A 25,609-nucleotide genomic window follows, 5' to 3' on the forward strand; every position below is an offset into this window, starting at 1 on the left:
TAGCTTGCGAGTAGGATTGTTCAGTTTTGAGGGTGTAAAGACCTTCTAAAAAGTTTTCTGAGAGAGAAAACAGCGAAGAAGATAGCGCGTGAGCGCAGATAAAGCTTCTTTTGCATACTTTTCTTCTCGAAGAAAAGTATGCACCATTAGCTCAGTTGGTAGAGCAACTGACTCTTAATCAGTGGGTCCACGGTTCGAGCCCGTGATGGTGTACCAGATTCGGTGCGCTGTGGGTTCGAGAGAGTCCACAGCGAAACCGAGATACCGGAAGTCTAACTGTTATGGCCCGTTGGTCAAGCGGCTAAGACGGCGGCCTCTCACGCCGCAAACGGGAGTTCGATTCTCCCACGGGTCACCAAATTTCTTCAAGAAAGATGTTGACAGCAGGCTGATGGTATGGTATAATAATAAAGCTGCACAGGAATGTGCAACGAAATAGTAGGTGTTAATGGTGACGAGGGTACACCTGTTCCCATTCCGAACACAGTAGTTAAGCTCGTTTACGGTGACAATACTTGGCTGGTGACGGCCCGGGAAGATAACTCAACGCCTACACCTGCGGATCGCAGATCCGCTCGATATTCCTCAATAGCTCAGTTGGTAGAGCATGCGGCTGTTAACCGCAGGGTCGTTGGTTCGAGTCCAACTTGAGGAGCCATTCAGACAATGCTTTGCCGTCACTTTATCGTGACGGCAGGGTAAAGTCGATTCCCTATATGGGCCTTTAGCTCAGTTGGTTAGAGCAACCGGCTCATAACCGGTCGGTCCCGGGTTCAAGTCCCCGAAGGCCCACCAAATTAAGTTAATATGGCCCGGTAGCTCAGTTGGTTAGAGCGCTAGCCTGTCACGCTAGAGGCCGTGGGTTCAAGTCCCATCCGGGTCGCCAAAAAACGGTACCGTAATCGTGCCGTTTTTTCTTTCGCTGCTATAGCTCAGTCGGTAGAGTGCATCCTTGGTAAGGATGAGGTCACCAGTTCAAATCTGGTTAGCAGCTCCATAAAAACGCCTGATCATTTGATCAGGCGTTTTTCTTTTACTGCAAAACGCGATCTTTGTCGAGAAATGACGATAGAAAACTATTTTCACCTCTTGCCAGTCGATTTTTGAAATGATAGAATATCCGTAGGGAGATGTCGATATGTCTCTGTATAAATTTTATCGAGCGATAGATGGAGATTTTGAAGCAGCCTGCCGTCGCTTTTATAACGAGAATATGCTGCAGAAATTCCTGATCCGATTTTTGGACGAGCCCTGCTGCGCGGAATTGAACGATGCCTTGGGTCGGCACGATCGCGATGCGGCAATCAAAGCGGTACACACGCTGACCGGACAGGCACGCAGCTTTGGCTTTATACGGCTGGAAAAGAAGAGCGCAGCACTGTTGCAAGCGCTGCGCGGCAATCGGGATGAGGAAATCACGGAACTGCGATACGAAGTCACGGCCGAATACATCGGCATTGTGCAGGCAATTCGCTCTCTGGCCTCTGAACTGGGCATTTTTATGTAATCTGCGTGTTAAACGCCTAATGTGTCCTCAATCACATCAATCAAATGGATGGGCGACACCTGAAGCGTATTCAGGCGTTCTGTAAAGGCGCGAGCTTCCGGCTCACCGATGAACACATCGGGGACGAAGCAGGTTTGTCCGTGCTGTGGATCGTGAGCACTGATACCGAAAGATATATAAGCTCCGGTCTCAGGCGAATAGTGATTTTTTTTGATTACTTTGTAGACAAACATGATGCTTCCTCCGTCGATATTTGCTGATGTTCCCACTTCATTTGGGAACATGTTTATTTTATCAGAAGAATCACGCGGTTTTTGCTATTCTGTGAAATTGGAACAGAATCTTGTGAAATCGGCAGAATGTGTTAAGAAGCCGCTAAGAAATTCGACAAAAACTGACGAGAAAGGACTGTCAATAACCATGTTGCGGGTCGCAATTTGTGATGATTCGGCGTTAGAACGAGATATCCTTGTGGATTTTCTCAGTCATTACTGCAATTCACATGCGATTGACTATTCCTACAAAATGTACGACAGCGGTGAACCGCTTTATTATGAGCTTGGGGACGGCGGATGGTTTGATATTATTCTGCTGGATATTCTGATGGACCCGCCGCTCGGCATTGACGTAGCACGCCGTCTGCGTGAGATTGGCTACAAGGGCACGATCGTATTTTGTACTGCTGCGCTGGATTTTGCACCGGACAGCTTTGAAGTCGGTGCATCCGGTTATCTGCTCAAGCCATATACCCCGAAGACGTTCGAGCGAACCATGCACCGTGTATTGTCCGATATCGTCGAGAATACATACGCGATCAAGAATCGTTTGCAGGTGCTACACATTCCGCGCGAAGAGATTATGTATGTGGAAAGCCATAACTCACAGTGCATTCTGCATCAGGCGGGCGAAAAGACATACACAATATATAAAAAACTCAGCGAGATTGAGCAGGAACTGACGGCTCCGTGTTTTCTGCGGTGCCACCAGAGCTTCCTTGTGAATATGAACTACGTCAAAGCTGTGGATAAGGACTTTATCCTTACAAACGACGATGTGGTGCTCATTCGCAAGAAAAATCTGAAGGAATTGCGGCAAGTCTATTTTGATTACTGCAAACAGATTCATAATAGATATTGAGGATAATCTGTATTAGGCAAAGTCAAAACACGGATTATTTGAAAAACGAAAAGCGTCCCATTGGGACGCTTTTCGTTTTTGTGGAAGGAGAAAGAAAACTTCATTTTCCATTCTCAATTCTCCATTTTCAATTATCCCAAAGCTGTATCCAACACCATCATCACCAGAAAACCCGCCATCACACCAAGCGTGCCCGGATGTGAATGCTCGCCGAGATGTGCCTCGGGAATCAGCTCCTCGACCACAACGTACAGCATCGCGCCTGCCGCAGCGGACAGCAGCCACGGCATGAACGGTGTCAGCGCGGACGCGCACAGCACGACAAGCACGCCGAAGATGGGTTCGACAATGCCGGACAGCGAACCGTAAACGAACGAGCGCGTGCGGCTGAGTCCCTCCTGATGGAGCGGAAGCGCGACTGCGGCTCCTTCCGGGAAATTCTGAATGCCGATGCCGATGGCAAGCGCGCCTGCCGCTGCAAACAATCCTGCGTTGCCGGTGTGCTGCGCGGCGCGAGCGAATGACAGACCGACAGCCATGCCTTCCGGAATGTTGTGCAGCGTCACTGCAAGAACAAGCAGCGTGGTTCGCCGAAAGGAGGATGGCAGACCTTCGGCCTGCTCTGCGCCGCTGTGCAGGTGTGGCATGAATCCGTCCAGCGCAAGCATAAGCACCAGACCGAGGATAAAGCCGCCTGCAGCGGGTATCCAGCCCGGCTGGCCGTTCTGCGCGGCCTCGTCAATCGCGGGAATGAGCAGACTCCAGATGGACGCGGCGATCATCACACCGGACGCGAATCCGAGGAAAATCTGCTGCATCAGAGCGCTGGACTGCCGTTTCATAAAGAATACCATGGCGGCGCCGATCGTGGTCATCAGGAAGGTGAAGCCTGTGCCTGCCGCCGCCCAAAGCAATGTCTGCTGTATCATACGCACCTCTCTTTTTAATTGGTTAGCTATTGCTAACTATAAGCATAGCACCGAACACACTTTCTGTCAATAGGGGACTTGACAGAAATGATATAATATTAGTATACAATCTTATGAGAATAAAACAGGAGGGTTCCACTATGGCGGCATCCCGTGAAAAAGTGTTATATTTCGAGCCGCAGCCGAGCGAACAGACTGCGGCGCTCAAGACCGTGCTCGTTCGCATGGGCGTGCGGATTAAGAACGTCGAAGCGGTCTCTGCCGGTCAGACTGTCGGCTTTCTGCTGAACCGCAAGGGCTTTGAGCCGACTGACGCGACTGCAGATGCGCCTTCTGCACCGATGATGGTGCTGGACGGCTTTACCGAAAAGAGACTGGACATTCTGCTCCGTGAAATGAAGGCGCATGGTGTTTCCGTGCCGTACAAGGCCATGGTCACCGAGCACAACATCGGCTGGACGCTGAGCGACCTGTTTACCGAGCTGGTGCGCGAGCATGAGGCTATGCACCAATGATCGAGCGCGTACTGAACGATTTCGACATTGACCAGATCGCAAGCTCCGGTCAGTGCTTCCGCTTCCACAGGGTTGGGGATAAGTCGTACGATTTGATTGCGGGCACACACCTGCTGAATATTCAGCAGAACGGCCGGACCGTACGATTCGACTGCGATGAAGATGAGTTTAACGCCATCTGGCAGCCGTATTTCGATCTGGATACGGACTACGGCCGCTGCAAAGCCGCAGTTGCCAAACGCGATATCTATCTGCAGAACGCCGTTGCATACGGCGGCGGACTGCGTATTCTGCGGCAGGACCTGTGGGAGACTATTCTATGCTTTATCATCTCCCAGCAGAACAATATCGCGCGGATTACCAAGTGTGTCGAAAATTTGTGTTCCCTTTTCGGGGAAATCTGTTATAATAAGAGTGAACAGGTATACAATAGCATTCCCACGGCAGAGCGTCTGGCGGCGTGCACGCCCGAGGACCTTGCGCCGGTGCGGCTCGGCTACCGCGCCAAATACATTTGCGCTGCGGCCCGGCAGGTCGCGTCCGGTGAGGTCGATCTGGAAGCTATCCGGCACATGGATTACGCCCGCGCCAAGGCCGAACTGCTGCGCCTGACCGGTATCGGCATCAAGGTTGCGGAGTGTATCTGTCTGTTTGCGCTGCATCACATCGACGCATTTCCGGTCGATACGCATATCCGGCAAATGCTGGACACACACTATCCGAAAGGGTTTCCGCTGAAACGATATAAAGGCTTTGCGGGTGTCATGCAGCAGTATGCATTTTACTATGAATTATCACTGAAAGGTTAAGGAGTGTTCAATATGGCAGTAGTAACCATTACAAAGGAAAATTTCGAGAACGAAGTGCTGAAGTCGGACAAGCCGGTCCTGCTGGATTTCTGGGCAACGTGGTGCGGTCCCTGCCGCATGGTTTCGCCGATCGTGGACGAGATCGCAAACGAGCGTGACGACATCAAGGTTGGCAAGATCAATGTAGACGAGCAGGGTGAGCTGTCCATGCAGTTCCGCATTGTCTCCATCCCGACCCTGATCGTGATGAAGAACGGCGAGGTTGCCAATAAGGCTGTCGGCGCTATGCCGAAGGAAGAAATTCTGAACCTGCTCGGCTAAAATCAAAACCGGATCAAAAGAGCTGACTCCATCGGAGTCGGCTCTTTGCTTTTACACCTAAAAAGTTTGTATTGAGCCGGTTTTCTTTTCTTTCGTGCGACAGCTTTTGTTTACCGTTTTGCGGTTTTGTGCTATACTAAAAATACTACCGCCAATATTGCTGATATAATGGTAAGGTATGATTTGGCAAGAGGATATATGTTTGGAGGAGCTTGCGTGAATCGCATTTCTGATAGTATGTTTCACTCCCGCAGCACTGCATGCAAGAAGCCGTATGGCGCAGTACCGGCAGGGCAGGCGGTCGAGTTTTCTGTTTATCCGCAGCGGGCACAGGGCGCGCTGCATGTTACCCTTTGGATTGAGGAAGACGGCTGTCAGGCCGAATCCTATCCGCTGCACTGGTGCGGCTATCAAGGCTCACACGACCGGTATACGGTAACCTATACGCCGCCGCACCCCGGTCTATACTGGTATTATTTCTCGGTGGAGCTGGCGGATGGTCTGCACTACTGTGCACGCGGCTACGGCGGTCAGGCGGAGTTGCTCGAGTCGGTCGGCGATAAGTACCAGCTGACCGTATACGACGGCGATTACCACACGCCGCGCTGGTTCGGCGAGGGCATCACCTACAACATTTTTCCGGACCGCTTCTGCCGCGACAAGGCGCCCGAGCAGCCGGAGGGCGAAGGCGTGATCCCGCGTGTGCTGCATCAGAACTGGGACGATATTCCGGTATACCTGCCGGATGAGCACGGCGAAATTCTCAATAACGACTTTTTCGGCGGTACGCTGCGCGGCGTATACGCCAAGCTGGATTATCTGGAGAGCCTGCACGTTACCACCATTTATTTCAATCCAATCTTTCAGGCGTATTCCAATCACCGCTACGATACCGGCGATTACAAGCGCATCGACCCGCTGCTCGGCTGCGAGGAGGACTTCCGGGCGCTGTGCAGCGAAGCCGCCAGACGCGGCATGCGCGTTGTACTGGATGGCGTGTTCAATCACACCGGCTACGACAGCCGCTATTTCAACGCACGCGGCCATTATGACAGCGTAGGCGCGTTCCAGTCCAAGGAATCGCCGTATTTCAGCTGGTTTGACTTTCACAACTGGCCGAACGAGTACGGCTCGTGGTGGGGCATCTACACGCTCCCGCAGGTCAATGAGACCGACGGCAGCTATCAGAATTACATCATCGAGGACGAGGACAGCGTGGTCCGCCGCTGGCTGCGGCTGGGCGCGTCCGGCTGGCGGCTGGATGTTGCCGACGAGCTGCCGGACAGCTTCATCCGGAAGCTGAACGCGGCAGCCCGCAGGGAAAAATCCGATGCGCTCATCATCGGTGAGGTGTGGGAGGATGCGTCCAACAAAATCGCGTACTCCGAGCGCCGACGCTATTTCCAGGGCGGCGAACTGGATTCGGTTATGAACTACCCGCTGCGAGACGCTATTTTCGGCTTTTTGAACGGCGGCACAGCCGAGCATTTCGCGGAGAGCATGGAGTGCATCCGCGAAAACTACCCGCGGGACGTGTTCTACAACCTGATGAACGTTGTAGGTACGCATGACACCGCGCGTGCGCTCACCCTTCTCGGCGTAACCGAGAACGAGTGGAAGATGGATAGAAACGGCCGCGCACACTATCAGCTGCCGCCGGACCGTTTGGAGATTGCGCTGCGCCGCCTGCGGATGGCGGCAGTCATCCAGTTCACTATGCCGGGTTCTCCGACCATTTACTACGGTGATGAGGCCGGTCAGCAGGGCTTCGAGGACCCGTTCAACCGCCGGACCTACCCGTGGGGACACGAAAACCAGGAGCTGCTTGCGTTCTACCGCAAGCTGTGCGAAATCCGTGCCGAGGAGCAGGCGCTCGCGGACGGCGACCTGCAGTTCAGCGACACGACAGCCGGTGCACTGCTGCGATACGAGCGCACGAGCGGAGACTCGCGTCTGGTGATCGCGGTCAACCGCGGACACCAGTATGCGGAAACAAAAATTGATGCGCTGTATGCGCTCGACCTGCTCAGCGGCGAGGGCTTCGCGTACGCCGACCCGGACGGTCTGATCGTATCCGTCCCGCCGGAGACCGCCTATATCCTGCGCTGTGTAAATGCAGCCGATTAAGGAGGATTTTTCTATGGATATGACAGAAAAACAGCTTTCCAGCGAATATAAGTTCAGAGGCAGGATTATGACCGCTCGTGTGGACGAGGTATCGCTGCCGAACGGCAAAACCGCGCCGCGCGAGGTCTGTGAGCACGTCGGCGGTGTCGGCGTGCTGCCGATCGACAAGGACGGCAACGTTATCCTCGTGCGGCAGTTCCGCTATGCGTTCGATACCGAGCTACTCGAAATGCCCGCCGGCAAGATGGACCACGGCCCGGAGGACGCCGAGGAATGCGGCATCCGCGAGCTGAAAGAAGAAACCGGCTGTACCGCCGGACGCATCGTGCCGCTCGGCGCGATTTATCCGTCTCCCGGCTTTCTGACCGAGGTGACCTATCTGTTTGCCGCGCTTGACCTGACCGAGGGCGAAATGCAGCCGGATGAGGACGAATTTGTCGAGGTTGTGCGACTGCCGATCGCAGAGGTAGAGAAAATGATCGAGCGGGACGAGATCCGCGATGCAAAAACGGTGGCGGCTATGTATAGAGCAAAGCTGAAAAATCTTTACTAAGATAAGAGTGGAGATTGGAGAGTGCAGAGGAGGAAAGGGTTTGGATAAGAAAAAAATCCTTGTGGTTGAGGACGAAAAGGCCATTTCAGACATTCTGGTATTCAATTTACAGCGTGAGGGCTACGACACACTCGCGGCGTATGACGGCGCGGAAGGTCTGCGCTGCGCGCTTGAGGAAGCGCCCGACCTGATTCTGCTGGACGTGATGCTGCCCGAGATGGACGGCTTTGAGGTCTGCAGGCGGGTGCGCGCGGAAAAGGACACGCCGATCATCATGCTGACCGCCCGTGAGGAAGAGACCGACAAGGTCATGGGTCTTGAGCTGGGTGCAGACGACTATATCACCAAGCCGTTCTCCATGCGTGAGCTGATGGCGCGCGTCAAGGCGAACATGCGCCGTACCTACGCAGGAGAGGACAGGGAAAAGGCGGAAGCGCCGTCCGGCGGCGGTCTGCGTGTATCCAAGGACAACGGCATGGTGTACAAAAACGGCCATCCGCTCGAGCTTTCCGCGCGGGAATTTGATATTCTGTGCTTCCTGTCCGCTGCTCCGGGACGGGTTTTCTCCCGTGAGGAGCTGATGGAGCAGGTCTGGGGCTATGACTACTACGGCGACTTGCGTGCGGTGGACGTGGCGATCCGCCGTCTGCGCGAGAAGATTGAGGATGAACCGGCAAGTCCCAGATACATCATCACAAAAAGAGGCATGGGATATTACTTTGCTGACGGGGAGTAAGCTATGTTCCGTTCACTACACAGAAAACTGGTGCTGATTCTGGTGCTGCTGATCGTATCCGTTATGGCGGTGGTCGGCACGTTTCTGATCAACAGTATCAACACCTTCTATCTAAACAGCTTTTATGAGCAGATGCAGGCGGTGTTCACGACCGACACCATCCGCTCCATGCAGGAGGCGGCTGCCGAACCCGGCACGGATGGTCTGAAAACCATCATAGATGCCCACAAGAGCCGACTCGGCATTGACGATTACCGCAACTATGCCATTCTCGACAGTGAGGGCGGCTTTCTTGACGGCTCCAACCCGAATGTATCTGTTACCCGCACGAGCAACGTCATTGCCGCAATGGCAGGAGAAACCGGAACGCGCTCGGCGGTATCCGACAGCATTATGGACATTGCGGTGCCGCTCGACAAGAACGGCGACGGTGCGGTGGACTACATCGTGTATATCGCGGACAACAAGCGGGAGATTTCCGACCTGTCGTGGCGGTTCTTCCAGATTGTCATGCAGGCGATGATGTTCGGCCTGCTGGCGGCGATCCTGCTGTCCTTCCTGCTCAGCAAGACCATCACCACGCCGATCGAGCGCATCACTGAGGGTGCGCGGTCAATCGCGGAAGGCAACTTCGATCAGGACCTCGGCGTGCAGTCGTCGGATGAGATTGGCGAGCTGACCCGTTCGTTCAATTACATGGCGCACCGTTTGAAAAACACGGTCGGCGAGGTACAGGGAGAGCGCGACAAGCTGAACACGCTGTTCCTGCACATGACCGACGGCGTAGCCGCCTTTACGACCGACGGCACGCTTATCCACATGAATCCGGCAACCGAAAATCTGCTGGGTGTGCGTGTGGAGCAGAAGCTGAGCTTTGATGAGATGTTCGCTGATCTGGACATGCCGGACACGGACGAAACCGTCTCGCGCAGCTTCCTTACGAACGAGATTACGCGATTTGGGCGCGTGCTGTCTGTCACGCTGGCGCCTTACGGCGCACTGGACGGCGAGGGCGGCGTCATCGCCGTCATTCACGATGTCACCGAGCAGCGCCGTCTGGATGACGCACGCCGCGAGTTTGTGGCAAACGTGTCGCACGAGCTGCGCACGCCGCTGACGAATATCCGCTCGTACACCGAAACGCTGCTCGATGCCGCCGGAGAGCTGCCGCTTGACATGGAAAAGCAGTTTCTGGGCGTTATTTCGAGCGAGAGCGAGCGCATGGCGCGTATTGTCACCGATCTGCTGACGCTTTCCAAGCTGGATTACGGACGGATGGAGCTGCGTATGACGCGGTTCTCGGTGTCCGATCTGCTGAAAAAGGTGACGAATGCCATGAAGCTGACCGCCGAGGACAGCGGTCACATGATCCTCGTTGAGACCGAGCCGAACCTGCCGCCGATGGTCGGAGACAGAGAACGCATCGAGCAGGTTGTGGTAAATATTCTGTCCAACGCGGTCAAGTACACGCCTTCGGGCGGCAGGATCCGTCTGGCGGCACAGCGCGCAGGCGCAAACCATGTGCGCATCACAGTTGAGGACAACGGTGTCGGCATTCCGGCGGACGATGTGCCGCGCCTGTTTGAGCGATTCTACCGCGTGGACAAGGCACGCTCGCGTGCCGCTGGCGGCACCGGACTGGGTCTGGCGATCGCCAAGGAGATCGTTGAGCAGCACGAGGGCAAGATCGCTCTGACCAGTGAATACGGCAAGGGCACGACCGTGACGATCACGCTTCCGACCGACCTCAAGCCACACGGCAGGGAGGATAAGGTATGAGAGGTGCGAAACGCTCAGCGAAGAACACAGCAAAGAATATCTCGCTTTTGGTGCTGTGCGGACTGATGGGCGTGCTGTGCGCGGTAAACTGGCTGATGGGTCTGAACATTGCGCAAATGCCCGCAGACAGCGCACTCCGCCGTCTGCACGACCGCTTTGTAGGCGGTGCGGTGGGCTATGAGATACGGTCCTCCGGTGTTTCGGCGGCGGATCCGGCACAGATGGCGCTGACCGTTGACGGCAAGCTGTACGGCGTGCAGTACAATCTGACCGATATTGACGCCGGCATCACGGCAACGCGTTCGCTGTGGTCGCAGGCGCTCACAGGTGAGGGGCTGCGGCCGGCTGATGAGAGTGAGCTGTGCACGGCTCTGCGGTCGGGCAGCTGTGCGCTGCTGCGCTACCACGGTGCGATCCCGATGCAGTCTATTGCGGGCTGGCTGGGCGGCTCGTGGAAGGATAATGACCGCCTGCAGGTCGAAACACTGGTGTATGCCGCCGGTGTGCAGCGGCTGTTTGTCCGCATGGCAGACGGCAGGCTGTATGCTGCGGATGCAGCGGTCTCGCAGAATGCGCTCGGGGAGGCACAGAAGAACTTCCGCGGTCTGTCATGCAGCTTTGCGGGAGATGCGTACGCGGTCTATCCGGAAACGCTGCTGTTCGACAGCGAGGCGCTGTCGCTTCCGGTGCTGAAACCGGCGCAGATCAACCTGTTTGCCGCACAGAGCGGCACCGGACTGGAGGATTTGCTCGGTGCATTCGGCTACACGGCCTACACGGATTTTTACAATGAGCAGGACGGAACTGTCCGCGTGTTCCTCGATGATACGAGCACGTTGCGGCTGAGTGCGTCCGGTCTGGTGCAGTACGCGTCCACGGACGGCTCGGCAACGGTGAGCGCTTATGACGAGAGCGATATCACGGATGCGGCGGCGCTGGATGCACAGTTGGACTGCGCCCGACTGATTCTCGATGCGGCGCAGCGAGCGGGCGATACGGATACACATGCGTCGCTGTACGCGGTGGAGCGCAGCGAAGAGCAAACCACGCTGATTTTTCTGCAGATGTACAGCGGCGTGCCGGTGCTCGGTGACGCGGACTTTGCTACCTTCGTATTCAACGGCAGTGCGCTGCGCACGGCAACGATTCGGCTGCAGAAATTTCAGCCGACCGGCGGCAAACGCACGGTCATGCCCGCAAAACAGGCGGCAGCCGGAGCCTCCGGCGCGGAACGCGGTCTGATGGCAGCCTACCGGTCACAGGACGGACAGTATGTACCGAGCCGGTTCTATCTGAAAAATGCGGCAGAGTGACCGCAGAAGGGAGATGAGAGCGCTTGCAATGGGATAAAGTCAAAAATATACTGATCGCAATACTGCTTGCAATCAACCTGTTTCTGCTGGGCAATCTGGCGGTACGCGGCTGGCAAAGCCACCGGAGAGCGAGTGAGCTTGAGGCCAATCTGCGCACGCTGGTGAGCGCCAGAGGGATGCAGCTGGATACGGCGTTCTCGCTTCCGGAGGACATCACGCTGCCCGAGCTGTCGCTCGACCGCAGCCGCGCAGATGAGGAAAAGATCGCAGCCGCCATGCTGGGCGAACACGCTGAACGCACCGAGCAGGAGGACGGCACGGTGCGCTTTGAGAGTGACAAGGGCACGCTCGAGTGGCAGGCGGACGGCAATGTGCAGGCGGACTATACGCTGACTGAATCTGCGCCGACTTCCGCATCGGAAGCGCTCGAGCAGGCGCGCCGACTGTGCAGCCGGTGGGGTTTTCAGGCCGAGCAGGCCAACTGGACGGCGGAGGACATGGCAGTTACGCTGACTGGCTCGGTCGCCGGACTGCCGGTGCACAACCGGCGGCTGACACTGGACTTTTCCACCGGAGACGGCACAGTGTCGCTCGTCGGACTGTGGAGCCTTGGTACGCCGTATACCACTGCGAACGGCATCAGCATTAACTGCAGCGCAGCAGATGCGCTGCTGCAGTTTGCCGCAGAAAGCGGTGAAACCGGTACGATCGAGTCGATGACGGCCGGTTACCGTATGCAAACCGACAGCAGCCGCCGTATTCGTCTTACACCTACTTGGAAGATTGACACCGAAACAGGCGAATATTTGGTGGATTGTGACAAAAAGACGATCATCGGTGAAGAAAACTGAAAAACTGCTTTTCTTTATCTGAAATTGTGGTAAAATGTATTAGTGAGATTTTACGCGAATGGGTTTAGCCGCTGTCGGAGCTGCCCGCAAAGAGGGTCGGCACGGACAGTCATTCGCTGACATAAGATACAGTATTCGGAGAAAAACGCGGAGATTTCCGCGCCAAGGCTTAGTGAGGAGTAGGTAGATTGACAAAGTATGTAATCAACGGCGGCAAGACGCTGAATGGTGAGGTGACCATCTCCGGCGCAAAGAATGCAGCGGTCGCAATCGTTCCGGCGGCTCTGCTGGCAGATGGCCCGGTTCGTCTTGAAAACGTGCCCAAGATCATTGATGTAACGCTGCAGATGGAGATCATGCGCGAGCTGGGTGCGCAGATCCGCCAGATCAACGCCACTACGGTGGAAATCCAGAATGCGCAGAACCCGAGCCTCAAGCCGCATGAGCTGGAGCGCAAGCTGCGCGCATCCTACTATCTGCTCGGCGTGCTGCTCGGCAAGTATGGCTTTGCCGAGGTAGCAATGCCCGGCGGCTGCAACTTCGGCGGCGTCCGTCCGATCGACCAGCACATCAAGGGTTTTGAAGCTCTGGGCGCAAAGGTAACGCTGCCCAAGGGCGGTTACATCCGGGTCGAGGCACCCGAGGACGGCCTGCACGGCGCACATATTTATTTTGACGTTGTTACGGTCGGCGCGACCATGAACATCATGCTCGCAGCCGTTCTGGCCAAGGGTCAGACGATTATGGAGAACTGCGCGAAGGAGCCGCACATTGTCGATCTGGCGAACTTCCTGAATGCAATGGGCGCGGATGTTAAGGGCGCCGGCACCGATGTGATCAAGATCCGCGGTGTAGAGAGCCTGCACGGCGGCAGTTACTCCATCATTCCGGATCAGATCGAGGCGGGCACCTTCATGGCAGCCGTTGCAGCCTGCGGCGGTTCGGTTCTGGTGAAGAATGTTATTCCGCGTCATCTGGAGTGCATTACCGCAAAGCTGCGCGAGATGAGCGTTGAGGTCACCGAGTTTGACGACGCGGTGCTCGTTCGCCGCGAGGGCAAGCTGACCAAGACTAACATCAAGACCCTGCCGTACCCGGGCTTCCCGACCGACATGCAGCCGCAGATGACGACGGCGCTGTGTCTGGCAGAGGGCACCAGCATCATCACCGAGGGGATCTGGGGCAGCCGCTACCGCTATACCGAGGAGCTGACCCGCATGGGTGCGAACATTCATGTGGACGGTGCGATCGCGGTTGTTGAGGGTGTCAGGGAGCTGAATGGTGCTCCGGTCCGTGCACATGACCTGCGTGCAGGCGCGGCGATGGTTATCGCCGGTCTGGCAGCCAAGGGTGTTACCGAGGTCGAGCAGGTGCAGAACATCGAGCGCGGCTATGAGACGCTCGTAGAGAAGTTTGTTGCTCTGGGTGCGGATATGTATCGCTCCGAGATTCCGGAAAGCGCCGAGAACAAGTAATTTCTAATTGTAATGAGGAAAAAAGGCGGAGGGAGCATCCTTTCGCCTTTTTTGCAGAATATAAGGCAGATGAGCAGAATGAAAGCAGAGTGTATGATTCGGCGTGCGTCTGATGCGGACATGGATGCGGTTCTCGCTTTTGCCGCGCAGATTTTTGCGGATGAGCAGGATATTCCGAAGGAGCTGAACTTCATCCCGGCGGATAAGCAGCCGCAGTGGTGGTGCATGGAGCAGGACGGCGAACTCGTCGGCACAGCGGCCATTTACCGTGAGGGCGGGCAGTGGCACATGGGCCGCATCACGGTCGCGCGCAGGCTGCGCGGACAGCACAAGGGAACCTTTCTGCTGAAACGTGTGCTGGACGATGTTTTTGCACAGGATGTGGATAACATTTTCCTCGAAGCGAGAGACGCAACGGTGCACATTCTTACCGGATTCGGCGCAGAGATTGCCGGGGAACCGTTCGCATTCTACTGCGGAAACGTCACACCGATGATTCTAACGCGAACCGCCTTCCTGCAGCATACAAACGGATGAAAACAACTGCTGAAGGAGTACTATGGCAGAGCATTATTATTACAGTATCGCCAGCGGTTCGAGCGGCAACTGCGGCTTATATATGGCGGACGGCACCGCGATCCTGATCGATCTCGGTGTGTCGTTGCGCAGGATTACGACTGCGCTGAAGGCACTGTCGCTCACGCTGGAGGATATTTCGGCGGTGGTGCTGACGCATGAGCACATCGACCATGTGAAGGGACTGCCGATGTTTCTTAAAAAAGCGAAGGCGCCGGTGTTTGCCACCCGCGGCACAGCCGAGGCTTTCGAGGAAAAGAATCCGGAGTACGCCGACCGTCTGAACATATTCGACAGCGGCGAGCGCTTCTGGGTCAGGGATGTGGACGTTGTGCCGTTTCCGACGCCGCATGACGCAGCCGAGAGCACGGGCTACATATTCGAGCACGGCGGCAGCCGGTTCGGCTTTGCGACCGACCTTGGCTTTGTGCCGCGCGATGCGGCCGAGCTTCTGCGCGGCTGTGAAATGGTCGTGCTGGAGAGCAACCACGATCCGTATATGCTGCAGGCCGGTCCGTACCCGTATTCACTCAAGATGCGCGTTGCCGGACCGAGCGGGCACCTGTCCAATCCGGACTGCGCCGTGTTTGCAGCGGATCTGGTGAAAAGCGGCACGCGAACGCTTGTGCTGGCGCATCTGAGTGAGAAAAACAACATGCCGGAGCTGGCGCGGCAGCAAACGCTGTCGGCGCTGCGCGGACTGCCCGCGTGCGAGGTGCTCGTTGCGCCGAAGGAGCACATGGAGCATCCGGTATCATTTGGGGAGGAAAGGCTATGCTCTCTGTCCGGCTGATCTGCGTCGGAAAGCTCGGAGAAAAATTCTGGGCAGACGCCGTAAAGGAATATACCAAGCGCCTCGGCGCATATTGTAAATTAGAGATCATCGAGCTGCCCGAGCAGCGCTTGCCGCAGACGCCCTCTGAGGGCGAGGTCGCGCAGGCGCTCGAAAAGGAAGCCGCGCTCATCGAGAGTAAGCTGCTGCCCGGCGCGTCTGTGATTGCGATGTGCGTGGAAGGCAAGCCGATGTCCTCTGAGCAGCTGGCGGACTATTTCGGCAAGCTGACCGTATCGGGGACAAGCAAGATCTGCGTACTCATTGGCGGCTCGTGCGGCCTGTCTGAGCGGGTGAAAAAGAAGGCGGCGCTGCGGCTGTCCATGTCACCGATGACGTTTCCGCATCATTTAGCAAGAGTGATGGTGCTCGAGCAGATTTACCGCGCGCTCAATATCGCGGCAGGCGGCAAGTACCACAAGTGAGGAGACATGCCGGATGATAGACGGCGAACTTGTTACGATCATTGTAAATCTGCTGCTGGTAGGCGGGTTTCTCTGGTGGATGCTGCATCCGCGGCATAACAATAACGAAGAGCCGCCGGTGCCGAAGCCGCTGCCGAAAACCGGCAAAATGCGCTGTCCGATGTACGGCGCGGAAGCAAAAGTCACGGGCAAACAGTGGGAGTGTCCGTGGTGCGGAGACTGCGGCTCAATCAAATAAAGTTTGGGTACAAAAACAACCCGGTTAAATGCGGCTAATATCAAGAAAAACCATTTACTTTATTCATAAGATTTTGTAAAATGTAATATAGATGAGAACGCGGTTATTCGCACGGGACAAATGCGGAGCCGCGATGAGGGAAATTTTATTTCAGGAGGGGCGTCCCATGATTATCACGATAACGCTTAACGCTGCACTGGACCGTACGCAGCGTATCGAGCACCCGCTGCAGGTGGGCAAGCTTAATCGCGCGGTGTCCAGTCATCTGGAACCGGGCGGCAAGGGCATCAACGTGTCGCGCGCGATCAAGGCGTTGGGCGGCAGCAGTATTGCGCTTGGCTTCAGTGCGGGCACGAACGGCCGTATTATGAAGGACATGCTGACAGCAGCGGACATTCACCACGATTTTGTTGATATTGCGGGACAACTCCGTGTCAATACGCAGATCATTGATGCGCAGGGCGGCCATACCGAGGTAAATGAGCCGGGCAACAAGCTGGATGATTCGGATTTCCTGCGTTTGCTCGACCGCATGGAGAACTATCTGGACGAGGGCAATATCTTCGTTCTGTCGGGTTCTACGCCGCCGGAGTTCCCGCTGAAGAACTACCGTAAGCTGTGCAAGACCATCAAGAAGCACGGCTGCAAGCTGATCATCGACGCACAGGGCGAGCTGCTGCAGGAGGCACTGAGGTGCGAGCCGGACTTTGTAAAGCCGAACATCTTCGAGCTGGCTGAGGCTGTAGGCGACAAGCCGTCCGCCGATCCCGAGGTCGTTGTACATTCCGCACGCAAGATGCTGGATATGGGCGCAAAGGCTGTTTGTGTTTCCATGGGTCAGGAGGGCGCTCTGCTGACCGCAAAGGACGAGCCGGAGTCGCTGTACGTTACTACCAACCCGAAAATCTACGACGAAGGTGCGGTCGGTACCGGTGATGCAATGGTCGGCGCGATTGCAAACGCTATGCACGCGGGCATGAAGTTTGACGAGGTGGCACGCTACGCCGTTGCGATGGGCCGTGCATGTGCCCGTCTGGCCGGCACCGAGATGGCCTCTCTCAAGAAGGTTTACGAGGTGTACGAGACCACGCAGGTTTACGTCCTGTAAGCAATACACAAACTATGGAGAGAACAACAGATGGTTGTTCTCTCTTTTACTCTTTTCGCAATTACTTTAAGGAGTTAACAAATATGGATAAAAAACAATTACAGCAGCGCGCCACGGAGCAGCGCCGCCGCATACGCCGCAGACTGACCATTCGCGGCGTACTGTCGCTTCTGGTCGTGCTGACATTCATACGCTGTGCGTTCATGCAGCGGTATGAGAATATGTTCGTATGCGTGCTGTCGCTCGTGCTGCTGGCGATGCCGACGCTGATTGAAAAACAGCTTGCCATCGACATCCCTCCGATGATGGAAGCTATCATCTACTGCTTTATCTATGCCGCCGAGATCCTGGGCGAGATCAATTCGTTCTACACCATCATTCCCGGATGGGACACCATGCTGCACACGATAAACGGATTTCTGGTCGCGGCGGTCGGCTTCTGCCTGGTTGACCTGTTTAACCGAAGCGAACGGTTTACCTTCAAGCTGTCGCCGCTGTTCCTGGCTATCGTGGCGTTCTGCTTCTCCATGACAGTCGGCGTGTTGTGGGAATTTTTCGAGTTCACCGCTGATCAGGTGATGCACACGGACATGCAGAAGGACTATGTCGTGCACGAGGTCAACTCGGTGTCGCTCAACCCGGACGGCCTGAATGTGCCGGTGCATGTGCAGATTGAGTCGGTCATTGTCAACGGTGAGGATTGGACGGAGCAGCTTGGCGGCTATCTGGATATTGGCCTGATCGACACGATGAAGGATCTGCAGGTCAACTGCATCGGTGCGATCGCTTTTTCCATCATCGGCTTCTTCTACGTCAAGCACCGCGGCAAGGGCAAGCTGGCGGCAGCACTCATTCCGGTCGTGCTCGATCCCGAAAAAGAAAAAAGTAAAAAAGATGAGCAAAACAGGGAACCAAATGACGAGTGATTCCGTCTAATTCAATACTATCCCCGAAAACGATCTGAAGGAGAGTATGGAAGTATGATGAAAAAACGAATGACCGCAGGTGCGCTTGCGGCTTTGATGGCGGCAGCTCTGCCGATTTCCGCGTGCGCGGCTCAGAATTCGGCGCCGCAGCCGCAGCTGAATACCGCAGAGCATATGCAGTATATGAACGGCTACACGGACGGCACCTTCCGTCCGGATGCGTCCATCACCCGTGCAGAAGCGAGCAAGCTGCTGGCCTCTCTGTTGGTGAACAAGGTCAAGAATGAGGACCACCTGTTTAATGATGTTTCGGTTTCCGCGTGGTATGCGGACGCTGTTCGTCAAATGACCGGTTTCGGTCTGGTGAACGGTTACACAGACGGCACGTTCAAGCCGAACGCCAAGATTACCCGTGCGGAGTTTGTAGCGATTCTGTCGCGCTTCCCGCACACCGACATCGGCACGGACAAGTCGTTCGCTGATGTACCCAAGACCAACTGGGCGTACAACGCGGTGCAGACCGCTCTGGCACAGGGCTGGATTTCGGCAGGCACGAATTTCCGCCCGAATGCGCCGATTACCCGTGCGGAGACCGTGACTATCCTCAACCGTGTGCTCGGCCGTCAGGCGGACGAGTTTACGATCAATACGAGTGAGGGCATCCGTATTATGCCGGACGTGCCGAACACGCACTGGGCATACTGGGATATGCTTGAGGCAACCACCGACCATAAGTTTGACAAGTCGAGCGGCTCCGAAAAGTGGACTTCGTTCGATAAGGAGACTACCGATTTGACGCCGGGATGGCATAATATTGGCGGCAAGCTGTTCCATGTCAACGAGGACAAGCAGTTTGACCATGGCAAGTTCATCGGCTCGCTCGAGCTTGACCACAATGGCTACTACATCACCGGCTCGACCGAACTGGACGCGCTGCTGGCTTCGGCAGTAAAGAGTGTTGTCAAGGACAGCATGACCCAGCAGCAGAAGCTGCGTGCGGTGTATGATTACGCGAAGAATATGTTCGGCTATCTCGGCATCGGCGCGGCTGACACTTCGAAGAGCGACTGGGCGCTGACCTCTGCGACCGATATGCTTAAGACCCACAAGGGCAACTGCTACTCGTGGGCGGCAGGCTTTACTTACCTCGCCCGTCAGGTCGGCTTTGACGCACAGGCGATTCCGGGCACCGGTGTTTCGCCCAAGGGCAGTGAGTCGGTTCACGCGTGGACCGAGATTACCATCGACGGTACGGCTTACACCTTCGATCCGCAGATTGAAAGCGTGTATAAGAAGCGCTACAACGAGAATTACGACCTGTTCATGAAGAAGTACGGCGAGGCTGTCTGGGGCTATAAAAAGCCGGAGGTGACCGAGCCGGAGCAGCCGGAGACCGCCAAGGTGGACGAGAAGCTTTCCGCACTGGTGAGCAAGATTTACGGTGCGCGTCCGTTCGGCGGCATGGGCGTTGACGAGGAGGCACTCTACAACGGCATGGGTGAAGACGGCATGAGCCGCGGCCTGTTCTGGTACCTTGGTACGGATGACATCAAGTTTGAAGCAGGCGTGGCCTCCGAGTCTATGATTACCTCGCAGGCACATTCCATCATTGTTCTGCGCTTTGCGGATGAAAAGCAGGCGGCAGACGCGGCGGCTAAGCTCAAGACCACGGTTGACCCGCGCAAGTGGATCTGCGTAGGCGTTGATGAGGCCAAGGTTGTCTCCAAGGGCAAGCTGGTCTGCGTTGTGATGGACGACGAAAACGGCGATTACTACATCAATAATTTCAAGGCGAATGCCTGAAACTGACCTTGTGAAACTTGCGTGAACTGACACTTTCCTAAAGCCACAATATCGCATACAATAGGCTTACAGACAGAATTACTGGAAAAGAGGGTATGCGATATGACAGGAAAAAACATCAGAAAGCTTGTGCTGGCAGCACTGCTGGCGGCACTGACGGCAGTTGCTACGATGATCATCCGCATTCCGACACCGACACAGGGTTACATTCACCTCGGTGACGGCATGGTGCTGATCTGCGGCATTCTGCTCGGTCCCGGTCTGGGCGCACTGGCAGCCGGTATCGGCTCGATGATGGCAGATCTTATCGGCGGCTACATGGCATGGGTGCCCGGTACGTTTGCCATCAAGGCGCTGACCGCTCTGCTCGGCGGCTGGCTGTATCACCGCATGGCAGGCAAGGGCATGAATACGATTACCCGTGTGGTTCTGTGCGGCATTCCGGCAGAGATCATTATGGTTCTGGGCTACTTTGTGTATGAGGTCGGCATGGAAGTCGTGATGGGCAGCAGCATGGGCGCTGCGGCAGCCGCGGTTGTTCTCGGCGTGCCGATGAATATCGTGCAGGGCATTGCGGGCATTATCGTTGGTGCGGTGCTGCTTCCGGTGCTCAGTCACGCAAGCGCGGAGATGGGCGAGAAGATTCGCGCATGATAAATGGATAGGAAAAACGGTTCCGGAGACGGAACCGTTTTTTTATGCGAATTTTGCTTTGTTATCGTGTGATTCTCTGTGGAACGGCGGGGGGACCTCACCCCGCTGTTTCTACTTGAATTGCACCAATCGATGTCGATGATATCAATGGATTTGACAAACGGTTTCACACCATACGGTTACGCAATTATCCCCAACATGTGGATAAGAAAAAGGACAGGAAATTTTCCTGTCCTTTTGGTCTATATGCGGTTACTCTTCCGAAGCAAATACGCCGTAAATCGCGCTTGCGAGCTTCTTGAAGATATTCACGATACGCGCGAGAACGCCTTCGTCGGCAGCATCCTGATCCGAGGTGATAGCATCATCGTCATCGTCGGTCGAAATCTCCTGCGTGCGCAGGATGAACTGCAGACTGCTCGGTGTCGGGTTCATACTGCTTGTGACAGACTGCAGGTCGGCCGAGGAGTCGATATTGAGGATGTTAGTATCGTCCTCAAGGTCGGTCTTAGCGTCGTCGATGGCATTATGAATATCATCGGTCGCGTTCTGCAGCTTATTCGAGCTGTTCGAGCGGGAAGCTTTATCGAGCACATCGAGCAGGCCGTCGAGCGTGGTCTGTGTGCTGGCATCCGCGTCGCTGCGAACCGAACGCAGTGTGCTGTTGACCGTGTCGAGCAGCTGGTAGGACGCGGTGAGCGTTTTGGTGGTGGTGCCGATCAGCTCGGTGCCCTTATCGATGGAGGACGAGGTGATCGAGGTCAGCTGGTTGAGCGACTCGGTCAGTGCCGGAATCTCGGTCAGCTGCTGGTTGACGCGGCCAAGCGTGGTATTGGCGAGCTCGGTCAGCTTTTTGCCCTCGGCGGTGAAGTCCTGACCGAGACCCTTGTAATCGTCCAGCACATCGCAGATATCGTCGAGATTGTCCAGAATGGAGTCCGTAGTGCCCAGCAGGCCGGAGAGTGATTTTGCAGTAGTTGACAGATTGGAGGCTGCACCTTCCAGTGTGTCGGTCAGCGCCTTGCAGCGCGAGGACAGCGTGCTGAGCAGCTGCGCCATGCTCTTGTACATCTCAGCCGAGATAACGCCGTTGCCGTTGTCATAAAGTTTGTCAAGAACCGAGGTCATCGCGCCGTTGATCGCGTTGTTCATATCGTTCAGGTCTTTGATCCGGCTGCTTAGCTCCTTCATATCGTCCTGAATATTCTTCAGATCCTTCTTCATATTGGAAAGATCACTCTGCAGCTCACTGATATACAGCCACTCCGAACCGGTCTTGTCATCCAGATCATCCATGAGATCCTCGAGATTATTCAGCGAGGTACGGACATTCTGCAGCAGCGTCTGGTACTCGGTGATATCTGCACCGGACTCCTCGAGCGTATCGAGAATGCTGTTCGTGGTCGCGTTCAGCTTAACGAGCGTGTCCTTGGTGTTATTCAGTTCCGGGATCAGCGAATCGCTTTCGCCGGTCAGCTTTTCCAGAGCGGTCAGCGCGGCATCCGTTTTGGGATCAATCGTGCCGCGGTCCTTGATCAGCTGCTGGCGCACGGCATTGATGCCCGAAATACCGCTCGACATCGTACCCATGCCGTTCTGCATGGACTGCATGGTGTTGAGCATGCTGCTCATGCCGGAGTACAGGCTGTCACCGGAATCGCTCAGGCGGTCCTTGACGTCCTTCAGGTCGGAGATGATATCCAGCGAGGACAGGGTAGCCGGCGTCATAAACATGAACATACCCATGTTCTCAAAGTTATCCGAGCCGATACGCACGGTGAACGTGCTTTCCTCGCCCGGCATACCCATGAATACGACCAGCTTGTAGGTTCCCACGGACTGAACCTGTGCACCCGGTGCATCAATGGAAAGCGCCTTGCTCATGTCGATACCGGTGCCGCAGACGAGCATCATATTGTTTTTGTAGTAGTCGCTTGCGTAGCTGTTCGGTACTGCGTGAATGGTGATCTCCACCAGACCGTTTGCGCCTGCACAGTCCTCCGCCTTGACCGAAACGCCGTTCAGCTTGTAGGAAACATCAAAGTTCCACGGCATCTGGATGTTGACCTTGTCGGTCGGGATGCACTCATAGTAGAAGCGCTGCTTGCTGGTGTCGGACAGCTTCCAGTACACCGAATTGTCCTTGATGACCGGCTCGTCGTAGGTACTCATGTTGTACACATCTGCGTAGCTGCCGAAATCGGTGAACTCGGTGTGGCCGTTCAGGCTGACACCCTTTACGATGCGCGTATTGGTCGGCGCACCGTAGTAATCCATGTTGATATATACCGATTCGTCGGTTTCTACCGTGGGCGCGGCGGCCTGTGCCGCCTGCGGCAGTGTGAACGCAAGAACAAGCGAGGCTGCGGTCAGTCGGCGCAGCTTATCTGTTTTCATGGTCGTTCTCCTCCGTATTATCGTTCTGGTTGTCATTCTGGCTGTTGTTCGGCTTGTTTTTGTCGCTGCCGAGGCGCTGGGCCAGATGCTCAAGCTGTTCCTTCCGCATCTCAATGCGGTTATGGATGCGCATACGCAGCTTTTTGCCGATCATGCGCTTGTGTGCAGATTCTTCGGTCTGCTGCTGTTTGGACGGCTCCTGCGTCGGCGGTGTGTAGTTCTGCGGCAGCTTGAAGCCATCGCCGTTCATCAGGTTCTTGAGCTTGAGGTGCAGCTCCTTGTTGCGCGCCTTGCGGTTCTCGCGGATCTGGTTCTGTAGGTTGACGCGCTGCTGGTGCAGCTCGCTCAGGATCGGCAGCTTGATCTTTGTCGCGCGGATCTTGTTCATCTTGGCGTGCTTCTTTTCTGCGTAATCCGACTTGACGATCCAGCGGTCGAACAGCATCAGGCACATCGGCAGGAAGAACAGGACCAGAATAACCGAAATCAGTGCACCGCGGCCGATCAGCTGACCCAGACCGGAAATCGCTTCGACCGAGGTCATGAAGTACAGGCCGTAGGCAACTGTCATAACGATCAGACCGGAGGTCATAACCGATTCGGCGCTGACCGATACCGCCCGTATTGCGGCTTCCTTTTTATCCCCTTGTGAGCGGGCATCCAGATAGTTGCCGGTCATCAATATTGAATAGTCAACCGTCGCGCCCAGCTGGATACAGCCGACGATGATAAAGCCAAGGTACATGGTTCGCTGACCGTAAATGTACGGCAGAGCGGTGTTGATGAAGATCGCGCACTCGATCGGGATGAGTACGACGATCGGCAGGATCAGTGCCTTGTAGGTGATCGCGATAACGAGTGCTACACCCAGCAGGGAAACGATGTTGACGCGGTTGTAGTCTGGTACAATAATGTCCTTAATATCCTGCGTGGACGGCGTTACGCCGACAAGGTAGGTCGTTTCGTTCGGGTAATACTTGTCAATGATCGCACGGATGTTGTCCGAGAATTTGAAGGCATCGTCACTTTCACCGGCGGAACGCACGTTGATGATCACGCGTGCCCAGTTTTTCGAGTGCATCAGGCTGGTGATGTTCTCCGGCAGGAAATCCTCGGGAATGCCTTCCGGCAGAACGGATGACAGGCTGAGCGCGTACTTGACGTAGGACAGGTCGTTGATCTCCTCGGTCATCTTTTTCTCGGTGATGTTGCTGTCGGGCGGGACAAGCGCGATCATCATGTTGCTCTTGCCGAACTTGGCATTCATCTGCTGCTCGGCCTCGTAAACCGGTGTACCGGGTGAGTTTGCAACGGCCTCGTTGCCGTAAGAGAAATTCGCCATACCCTGTGCAATATAGCACGGAATGATGATGATAACAACCACAAGAAATACGATATGACGGATTTTGTACGCAAATTCACCGATGCCGCGGCCCTGTTTGGGGATAAACGGACGGTGCTGCGTCTTGGCAATGATGTTCTGCGAACGCAGGATAAGCGCCGGCATGAGCAGCAGCACGGTCAGCAGGCTGAGCGCGATGCCCTTGGCCAATACGAAGCCCATATCCGGGCCGATGCCGAAGTTCATCAGTGCCATGGCGGCAAAGCCGACGATGGTCGTCATGCCGGAAGCGCCGATGGATGAAAAGGCGGTTCGCCAGGCGTTCGCCATCGCCTGTTCGGGTTCTGCACCGGTTGCGCGCTCCTGCGTGAAGGCGTGCAGCAGGAAGATGGAGTAGTCCATCGAGCAGGCCAGCTGCAGCACCGCACCAACGGCGTTGGACAGGAACGAAATCTCGCCGAAGATGATGTTCGTGCCCATGTTGATGAGGATTGCAATGCCGAGCACGGACAGGAACAGCACCGGCTCAAACCACGAGGTGGTCGTGATTGTCAGAATGATGTAAATAATGACAACGGCCAGTGCCATAACACGGGCGACCTCTTTGTTAATGGTTGGGCCGAGGTTGGTATCCGATACAGCGGAGCCTGCTACCAAACCTCTGTCACCGACGATGTTTTCAATCTCATGCACCGCCTTGTGGGTCTGGTTGGACGAGTCCTTGTCGGTGAAGATAACATCCATGTAGGCGGTGTTATCCTTGTAGTAGTCGTCGATATTGTCGTAGTTGATGAATTCGCTCGAGCCGTAGATATTGGTGGCCATATCGCACCACATGACCATGTCCACACCGTCAACGTCCGCGATACGGTCTTTTATGTTTTTGGCTTCGTACAGCGTCACATCCTCGAGCATGACGCGTCCCATGCCGGGATAGGTAAATTCGTCCTCCATGATGTCCAGCGCCTGTGCGGACGGAGACGAATCCGGCAGGTATTTTGTTAAATCGTAGTTGATCCCAACCATCGGCACACAGATTAAACTGAAGATGATCAGTACGATATAGATCTTTTCAATCAGTTTTCGATTGTTAATGATCAGGTCAACAGGGCTATGTCCTTTAAGTTTCACAAAGAAAACACCATCTTTCTCAGAAATAGATATTGTGTAGGATTTCTTTTCGTGTTATAGTATAGTACATAAGGATAACGAACGCAATAATCAAATATGATAAGAGTGAATGATAACGCACAAAA

At 55.4% G+C, this 25,609-nt stretch carries 24 protein-coding genes, 6 tRNA genes and 1 rRNA gene; 27 read left to right on the top strand and 4 right to left on the bottom strand.

The features are described from left to right. Positions 1-140: 140 nt before the first annotated feature. From DW724_RS09085 to DW724_RS09120, 8 genes are all read left to right on the top strand, one after another. A tRNA-Lys gene (locus DW724_RS09085) sits at positions 141-216 on the top strand. A 67-nt stretch (positions 217-283) separates the two neighbouring features. Next, positions 284-358 (top strand) — tRNA-Glu (locus tag DW724_RS09090). Between the two features lie 80 nt (positions 359-438). Continuing rightward, positions 439-555, top strand: a 5S ribosomal RNA gene (gene rrf / locus DW724_RS09095). Positions 556-582: 27 nt separating this feature from the next. After that, a tRNA-Asn gene (locus DW724_RS09100) sits at positions 583-658 on the top strand. 60 nt (positions 659-718) lie between these two features. Continuing rightward, a tRNA-Ile gene (locus DW724_RS09105) sits at positions 719-795 on the top strand. Positions 796-809: 14 nt separating this feature from the next. Further along, positions 810-886 (top strand) — tRNA-Asp (locus DW724_RS09110). Between the two features lie 35 nt (positions 887-921). Continuing rightward, positions 922-997, top strand: a tRNA-Thr gene (locus tag DW724_RS09115). 141 nt (positions 998-1,138) lie between these two features. Next, positions 1,139-1,507 carry an Hpt domain-containing protein gene (locus tag DW724_RS09120; protein ID WP_118360649.1) on the top strand — a complete coding sequence of 123 codons (369 nt, stop codon included), beginning with the start codon at positions 1,139-1,141 and terminating at the stop codon, positions 1,505-1,507. 8 nt (positions 1,508-1,515) lie between these two features. On the opposite strand, the gene DW724_RS09125 is transcribed toward DW724_RS09120, so the two are convergent. Further along, the gene (locus DW724_RS09125; RefSeq protein ID WP_118564449.1) at positions 1,516-1,740 is read right to left on the bottom strand and encodes a DUF6514 family protein; all 225 of its coding nucleotides are present in this window, start codon (positions 1,738-1,740) and stop codon (positions 1,516-1,518) included. A 187-nt stretch (positions 1,741-1,927) separates the two neighbouring features. Between DW724_RS09125 and DW724_RS09130 the strand changes: the two genes are divergently transcribed. Then, positions 1,928-2,644 carry a LytR/AlgR family response regulator transcription factor gene (locus tag DW724_RS09130; protein WP_158580250.1) on the top strand — a complete coding sequence of 239 codons (717 nt, stop codon included), beginning with the start codon at positions 1,928-1,930 and terminating at the stop codon, positions 2,642-2,644. 131 nt (positions 2,645-2,775) lie between these two features. On the opposite strand, the gene DW724_RS09135 is transcribed toward DW724_RS09130, so the two are convergent. Continuing rightward, positions 2,776-3,573, bottom strand: a complete 798-nt coding sequence (locus DW724_RS09135) for a ZIP family metal transporter (RefSeq protein WP_207665662.1) — start codon at positions 3,571-3,573, stop codon at positions 2,776-2,778. A 140-nt stretch (positions 3,574-3,713) separates the two neighbouring features. On the opposite strand from DW724_RS09135, the gene DW724_RS09140 reads away from it, so the two are divergent. The 18 genes from DW724_RS09140 to DW724_RS09225 all read left to right on the top strand — a co-directional run bounded on the left by DW724_RS09140 (position 3,714) and on the right by DW724_RS09225 (position 20,614). Continuing rightward, a complete protein-coding gene (locus DW724_RS09140) occupies positions 3,714-4,088 on the top strand; it encodes a DUF3783 domain-containing protein (protein ID WP_158574665.1) in 375 nt (124 codons plus the stop codon). Further along, on the top strand, positions 4,085-4,897 hold the full coding sequence (locus DW724_RS09145; RefSeq protein WP_118761252.1) for a DNA-3-methyladenine glycosylase family protein: 813 nt from the start codon (positions 4,085-4,087) through the stop codon (positions 4,895-4,897). The genes DW724_RS09140 and DW724_RS09145 overlap by 4 nt, the downstream gene beginning before the upstream one ends. A 12-nt stretch (positions 4,898-4,909) precedes the next feature. Then, complete coding sequence (gene trxA, locus DW724_RS09150) at positions 4,910-5,218, top strand: thioredoxin (protein WP_116705145.1); 309 nt, start codon at positions 4,910-4,912, stop codon at positions 5,216-5,218. A 216-nt stretch (positions 5,219-5,434) separates the two neighbouring features. Then, on the top strand, positions 5,435-7,345 hold the full coding sequence (locus tag DW724_RS09155; protein ID WP_243105719.1) for a glycoside hydrolase family 13 protein: 1,911 nt from the start codon (positions 5,435-5,437) through the stop codon (positions 7,343-7,345). A 13-nt stretch (positions 7,346-7,358) separates the two neighbouring features. Then, on the top strand, positions 7,359-7,898 hold the full coding sequence (locus DW724_RS09160) for an NUDIX hydrolase (protein WP_118285006.1): 540 nt from the start codon (positions 7,359-7,361) through the stop codon (positions 7,896-7,898). A 40-nt stretch (positions 7,899-7,938) separates the two neighbouring features. Continuing rightward, complete coding sequence (locus DW724_RS09165) at positions 7,939-8,634, top strand: response regulator (RefSeq protein ID WP_110436083.1); 696 nt, start codon at positions 7,939-7,941, stop codon at positions 8,632-8,634. Positions 8,635-8,637: 3 nt separating this feature from the next. Continuing rightward, positions 8,638-10,413: an ATP-binding protein gene (locus DW724_RS09170; RefSeq protein ID WP_118761253.1), complete on the top strand. Its 1,776-nt coding sequence runs from the start codon at positions 8,638-8,640 to the stop codon at positions 10,411-10,413. Further along, positions 10,410-11,726, top strand: coding sequence for a hypothetical protein (locus tag DW724_RS09175; RefSeq protein WP_118761254.1), 1,317 nt, complete (start codon positions 10,410-10,412; stop codon positions 11,724-11,726). Before DW724_RS09170 ends, DW724_RS09175 begins: the two co-directional genes overlap by 4 nt. A gap of 23 nt (positions 11,727-11,749) precedes the next feature. Then, a complete protein-coding gene (locus DW724_RS09180) occupies positions 11,750-12,577 on the top strand; it encodes a hypothetical protein (RefSeq protein WP_118761255.1) in 828 nt (275 codons plus the stop codon). Between the two features lie 188 nt (positions 12,578-12,765). Continuing rightward, complete coding sequence (locus DW724_RS09185; RefSeq protein WP_118761256.1) at positions 12,766-14,052, top strand: UDP-N-acetylglucosamine 1-carboxyvinyltransferase; 1,287 nt, start codon at positions 12,766-12,768, stop codon at positions 14,050-14,052. 78 nt (positions 14,053-14,130) lie between these two features. After that, complete coding sequence (locus DW724_RS09190) at positions 14,131-14,589, top strand: GNAT family N-acetyltransferase (protein WP_158580251.1); 459 nt, start codon at positions 14,131-14,133, stop codon at positions 14,587-14,589. 22 nt (positions 14,590-14,611) lie between these two features. Further along, complete coding sequence (locus tag DW724_RS09195) at positions 14,612-15,421, top strand: MBL fold metallo-hydrolase (protein ID WP_118761258.1); 810 nt, start codon at positions 14,612-14,614, stop codon at positions 15,419-15,421. Then, a complete protein-coding gene (rlmH, locus tag DW724_RS09200; protein WP_118761259.1) occupies positions 15,403-15,885 on the top strand; it encodes a 23S rRNA (pseudouridine(1915)-N(3))-methyltransferase RlmH in 483 nt (160 codons plus the stop codon). The genes DW724_RS09195 and rlmH overlap by 19 nt, the downstream gene beginning before the upstream one ends. A gap of 13 nt (positions 15,886-15,898) precedes the next feature. Continuing rightward, entirely contained in the window at positions 15,899-16,123 is a 225-nt protein-coding gene (locus DW724_RS09205) for a hypothetical protein (RefSeq protein ID WP_118761260.1), read from the top strand. Between the two features lie 166 nt (positions 16,124-16,289). Beyond that, positions 16,290-17,231, top strand: coding sequence for a 1-phosphofructokinase family hexose kinase (locus DW724_RS09210; RefSeq protein ID WP_158580252.1), 942 nt, complete (start codon positions 16,290-16,292; stop codon positions 17,229-17,231). 83 nt (positions 17,232-17,314) lie between these two features. Further along, positions 17,315-18,157: a hypothetical protein gene (locus tag DW724_RS09215; protein WP_118761261.1), complete on the top strand. Its 843-nt coding sequence runs from the start codon at positions 17,315-17,317 to the stop codon at positions 18,155-18,157. A gap of 54 nt (positions 18,158-18,211) precedes the next feature. Beyond that, positions 18,212-19,960, top strand: coding sequence for an S-layer homology domain-containing protein (locus DW724_RS09220; protein WP_118761262.1), 1,749 nt, complete (start codon positions 18,212-18,214; stop codon positions 19,958-19,960). 102 nt (positions 19,961-20,062) lie between these two features. Then, positions 20,063-20,614, top strand: coding sequence for an ECF transporter S component (locus DW724_RS09225; protein ID WP_110436095.1), 552 nt, complete (start codon positions 20,063-20,065; stop codon positions 20,612-20,614). 252 nt (positions 20,615-20,866) lie between these two features. Here DW724_RS09225 and DW724_RS09230 read toward each other — a convergent pair whose 3' ends face one another. Beyond that, positions 20,867-23,011, bottom strand: coding sequence for a hypothetical protein (locus DW724_RS09230; RefSeq protein ID WP_118761263.1), 2,145 nt, complete (start codon positions 23,009-23,011; stop codon positions 20,867-20,869). After that, positions 22,998-25,484, bottom strand: coding sequence for an efflux RND transporter permease subunit (locus tag DW724_RS09235; protein WP_243105720.1), 2,487 nt, complete (start codon positions 25,482-25,484; stop codon positions 22,998-23,000). The genes DW724_RS09230 and DW724_RS09235 overlap by 14 nt, the downstream gene beginning before the upstream one ends. Between the last annotated feature and the right edge of the window lie 125 nt (positions 25,485-25,609).

Source organism: Butyricicoccus sp. AM27-36 (genome assembly GCF_003480945.1).
GTDB classification, from domain to species: domain Bacteria; phylum Bacillota; class Clostridia; order Oscillospirales; family Butyricicoccaceae; genus Agathobaculum; species Agathobaculum butyriciproducens.